Source organism: Wenyingzhuangia sp. (assembly GCF_039768515.1).
GTDB lineage: Bacteria > Bacteroidota > Bacteroidia > Flavobacteriales > Flavobacteriaceae > Wenyingzhuangia.
Genome location: NZ_JBDNAI010000109.1, coordinates 1 through 4,185, shown reverse-complemented (window position 1 = coordinate 4,185; position 4,185 = coordinate 1). Strand labels below are relative to the sequence as shown.

Here is a 4,185-nt window from a genome sequence, read left to right as displayed (position 1 = left end):
CCTTCTTTGTATATGGCTTCGCGTTTTTGTAAACCAAAAACGCGCGCCGATGCTATTTTCATTGGATAATCCAACTCATTTGTAGCCAATTTAATGTTGGGGATATTGTTGTCATTTGCCTCGATATAGCTTTTAGAATGGCCTGAGATAAAAGCTGAACTGGCTATATACTTTGAACTGTAGCCTGAAATGAGTGTTAGTTTGGGATAATTAAAACCAATAGCGATAACAACCAATAAAAATAAAATTCCAGCAATCCTTTTAAACCATTTCATCTCAGTAATATTTAATACTCTAAAATAGTGAAATAGCTTAGACTAATCTCTTTTTATCCAAATTTTATCAGGACCAATAGTACAAGTTGCCAAGTACTCAAAGCGGCATTGGGTAGGAGGGATTAGCGATAAAAAATCATTGCCTTGCTTGTCTGAATAAAGGAAGTAAGTTTCTCCTATGATGGGCTCAAAACTAAATTTTGAACTGTAAATTCTCTTGTTAAAGTCATAGGAATCCATCATTTGAGCGTACTGCTCCTTTAAAGCGTTAAACTGGGCTTTAAACTCATGATTGACTGTTTGGACTTGCGTATTTTTCCAACTGCTTACATCTGGTGCAGTAATCTGTGGAGCACCAACACCCGTAGCATAGGGTAATATATGGGCGTTGTATTGCTGTTTGTCCTTATCATAAACAACAGCATCTGGTTTTTTTGATTCTTTCATAGCCCTACAAAAGTACAATAAGTCAAGTCAATTATAAAGTCTTAAGGGAATATTCAAATAGATCTTATATCATATCAAATATTTGTAGCTTTATAACATAAAAACAATTCGCATGCGGTTATTACTATGTTTTATTGGATTACTTTTTTTAAATTCTTGTGCCATAACAGTTCCAATTGTAGACAAACCCATAGTTTTTAAAGAACAACGAAAAAAACTTACTAGGGAATACTTAGAGAATAGGTATGGTATAGCACAGGAAAATATTCAAATAAACCCCAAAATGATTGTGGTGCATTGGACAGCAATTCCAACGCTTGAAAAATCATTCGATGCATTTTACAATGAATCTCTTCCCAATTGGAGGCCGGAACTAGTGAATCAAAGTGCCCTAAATGTGTCTGCTCAATTTCTAGTAGATCTAGATGGCACTATTTATAGACTTATGCCAGAAAACCACATGGCCAGACATGTTATAGGGTTAAACCATGCCGCTATAGGTATTGAAAATGTTGGGGGCACAAAAGAAACACCACTGACAAAAGCGCAATTAAAATCTAATATAAAATTAATTAAATACTTGAAAACAAAGTATGCAATTAACTATCTTATAGGTCATTATGAATATACTCTATTTGAAAAACATCCCCTTTGGAAGGAAGTAGACGAGGGGTATAGAACACAGAAAACCGACCCTGGAGAAGCCTTTATGGCAAAAATCAGAAGGGCTACGGCAAAGTTAAAGTTTAAGACCAATCCTTCTCTTGTTCCATAATTATTTATTGAATACAACAGATCAATACTTAGTACAAAACAGCATCCAAACTATTTATCCATGAGTTCACCCAACAGATCAGCTTTTTTTATTCCCTTATTGTTACTTTTTGTTTCTATGACAGCCTTGGCACAAGACCAATTGGTCAATGATTTGGTATCACAGTATGAAAACTTTAAAGAAACTTCCTTAAATAAAAGAAGGATTAAACATAAAGACCTTCAACCTCTTATCGAAAAATACAAAAATCAAGCTGGAATAACAGTCACTAAAGTAGGGGAGTCCATAGAGGGAAGAAGCCTATCTTTATTGAGCTTAGGAAGTGGAGACACCGATGTTTTTCTCTGGTCTCAAATGCATGGAGATGAGCCTACAGCCACCCAAGCAATTTTTGACATATTAAATTACTTTTCATCAGAGCAAAAAAACAACGCCCAAAAATTACTTTTAAAGAAATTGAGGTTTCATTTTTTACCTATGCTTAATCCAGATGGTGCTGAAGTTTTTACCAGAAGGAATGCCTTAGGGATAGATATTAACAGAGATGCATTGGACTTGGCATCGCCCGAAGGGCGAACTTTGAAAAGGGTTAGAGATAGTTTAGAAGCAGATTTTGGGTTTAACTTACACGACCAAAGTAAGTATTACAATGCAGAAAGGACTGATAAACCAGCGACCCTGTCTTACTTGGCGCCTGCTTATAATTATGAGAAAGATATTAATGAGGTCAGGGGGAACGCCATGAAAGTAATTGTGCTCATGAATGCATTGGTTCAAGGTTTTGCACCAGGTCAGGTGGGGCGTTACAATGATGATTTTGAGCCCAGAGCATTTGGAGATAACATTCAAAAATGGGGTACTTCTGCTATCTTAATTGAGTCTGGTGGTTTTTTAAACGATGCAGAGAAACAAAAAATAAGACAATTGAATTACGTCTCTATTTTAGCAGCTCTTTATAGTATAGCTACAAAATCATATAAAAAAATTGATTTGGCTGACTATGAGAAAATTCCTCAAAATGACCGAAAATTATTTGATCTTAAAATAGAAGATGTTCAGTATGAATTGTTAGGAAACACCTATACCTTAGATATTGGAGTTCATTATTTAGAGGTAGACAACGCCTCTCATTCTAATTTCTATACCAAGGCTCAAATTATGGATTTGGGCGACTTATCTACCTATTATGGTTACAAAACATTTCCTGCCAATGGGTATAAAATTATTCCAGGGAAAATATACCATCCAAAAGATGGCGTACTCCCAACAAAAGAAAAGGCGTATGAATTACTGAAAAAAGGCTATGTATATTGGCTTGGCGCACTAACCATGGAAGACAATGGATTTAATTTTCCCATGCAAGTGGTCAGTAAAAAATTTATGCTACCTGACTTTAGACTGTATGTAGGCTTAAACCCGAGTTTTTTACTGTCAAAAAATGGGGTGATTAGTCATGCGGTAGTAAATGGATATCTCATTGATTTGCAAAAGGAGTCCAGCCATTTTAGAAATGCTATTTTCTTGAGGTAATGGATATTATTACGCATTTTTAGATAAAATATGAGAGAACTGACGTATATTTGTAACCTATTGGACCTTTATTCATTTGGTTCTTAAAACTTATCAATCGAAATGGCGAGAGCGCAAGAAACCTTTAACAAAAAAGAGAAAGAGAAGAAACGTTTAAAAAAACGTGACGACAAACTAAAGAAGAAATTGGAACGAAAAGCCAATGCTGAGAAGCCTAATAGTTTAGAAGACATGTTGGTTTATGTAGATGAGAATGGTCATTTTACAGACACCCCTCCAGATCCTAGTTTAAAAGTTAAGGTAGACGCTGAGTCAATTGTTATTGGAATTCCTAAAAAAGAAGATAGGGATGAAGAAGAGGAAGATCCATTAAGAACTGGAAAAGTTTCTTTCTTTGACACATCTAAAGGTTTTGGTTTTATTATAGATGCCGTTTCTCAAGAAAAGCACTTTGTTCATGTAAGTGGTTTAATTGACGAGATCATGGAAAATGATAAAGTTAGCTTTGAATTAGAGCGTGGTCAAAAAGGAATGAATGCTGTTAAAGTTCAAAAGCAATAAATAGATTAATCTGTCTTAAAGATTTTATTTAAATATTAAAAAGTCCTGTAAACTTTATTTACAGGACTTTTTATATATAATAATGATACTTAATTACATGCCACCTTTTCTATTTGGAGATCTTGTAGCAGGCCACTCCATTTGTTTACCTGTTCTTTTACTTATGGGCAATACTATTTTTTCTCGAGAAGTCTTTTCGTTGTCCTCAGAAGCCATATAAGCTAGTATAGCTGTTAGAATTGCATTGTTTCTAACATCGTCAAAAACAATTTTGTCATAAGTATCTCTATTGGTATGCCAAGTATAATTCCAATAGGACCAGCTAAGGGAGCTTAAGCTGAATGCTGGTGCACCTGCAGCCACAAAAGAAGCGTAATCAGAGCCTCCTCCTCCTGGAGTACCAGGAAAATTAGTATCAATGTGTTTTGTAATATCTTGGGGAACTTCATGAAGCCACCTGCCTATATAATCATAGGCATGAAGAAAACCTTGACCAGAAATATTTACCACCCTTCCTGTACCATTGTCCTGATTAAAAACAGCTTGTACTTGTGAAACAATCTCTGGATGATCTTCAACAAAAGCTCTAGAACCATT

Annotated in this window: 5 protein-coding genes and 1 pseudogene; 3 read left to right on the top strand and 3 right to left on the bottom strand. The window is 35.1% G+C overall.

The annotated features are described in order from the left end of the window. Both ABF281_RS07205 and ABF281_RS07200 read right to left on the bottom strand, forming a co-directional pair. Positions 1-275 (bottom strand): annotated as a pseudogene (locus ABF281_RS07205) (serine hydrolase); the annotation flags it as partial. 42 nt (positions 276-317) lie between these two features. Next, positions 318-722 carry a DUF2452 domain-containing protein gene (locus tag ABF281_RS07200; RefSeq protein ID WP_347181003.1) on the bottom strand — a complete coding sequence of 135 codons (405 nt, stop codon included), beginning with the start codon at positions 720-722 and terminating at the stop codon, positions 318-320. A gap of 112 nt (positions 723-834) precedes the next feature. Here ABF281_RS07200 and ABF281_RS07195 point away from each other — a divergent pair, with 112 nt between their 5' ends. From ABF281_RS07195 to ABF281_RS07185, 3 genes are all read left to right on the top strand, one after another. After that, the gene (locus ABF281_RS07195) at positions 835-1,497 is read left to right on the top strand and encodes a peptidoglycan recognition family protein (protein ID WP_347181002.1); all 663 of its coding nucleotides are present in this window, start codon (positions 835-837) and stop codon (positions 1,495-1,497) included. 60 nt (positions 1,498-1,557) lie between these two features. Further along, positions 1,558-3,027, top strand: coding sequence for a M14 family zinc carboxypeptidase (locus ABF281_RS07190; protein WP_347181001.1), 1,470 nt, complete (start codon positions 1,558-1,560; stop codon positions 3,025-3,027). A gap of 102 nt (positions 3,028-3,129) precedes the next feature. Continuing rightward, entirely contained in the window at positions 3,130-3,588 is a 459-nt protein-coding gene (locus ABF281_RS07185; protein ID WP_347181000.1) for a cold shock domain-containing protein, read from the top strand. A 93-nt stretch (positions 3,589-3,681) separates the two neighbouring features. On the opposite strand, the gene ABF281_RS07180 is transcribed toward ABF281_RS07185, so the two are convergent. Continuing rightward, a partial coding sequence (locus ABF281_RS07180; RefSeq protein WP_347180999.1) for a M28 family peptidase occupies positions 3,682-4,185 on the bottom strand: 504 nt, incomplete at its 5' end.

Coding starts and splice junctions, on each gene's coding strand:
- ABF281_RS07200 (WP_347181003.1), bottom strand. CDS start 722: ATGAAAGAATCAAAAAAACCAGATGCTGTTGTTTATGATAAGGACAAA.
- ABF281_RS07195 (WP_347181002.1), top strand. CDS start 835: ATGCGGTTATTACTATGTTTTATTGGATTACTTTTTTTAAATTCTTGT.
- ABF281_RS07190 (WP_347181001.1), top strand. CDS start 1,558: ATGAGTTCACCCAACAGATCAGCTTTTTTTATTCCCTTATTGTTACTT.
- ABF281_RS07185 (WP_347181000.1), top strand. CDS start 3,130: ATGGCGAGAGCGCAAGAAACCTTTAACAAAAAAGAGAAAGAGAAGAAA.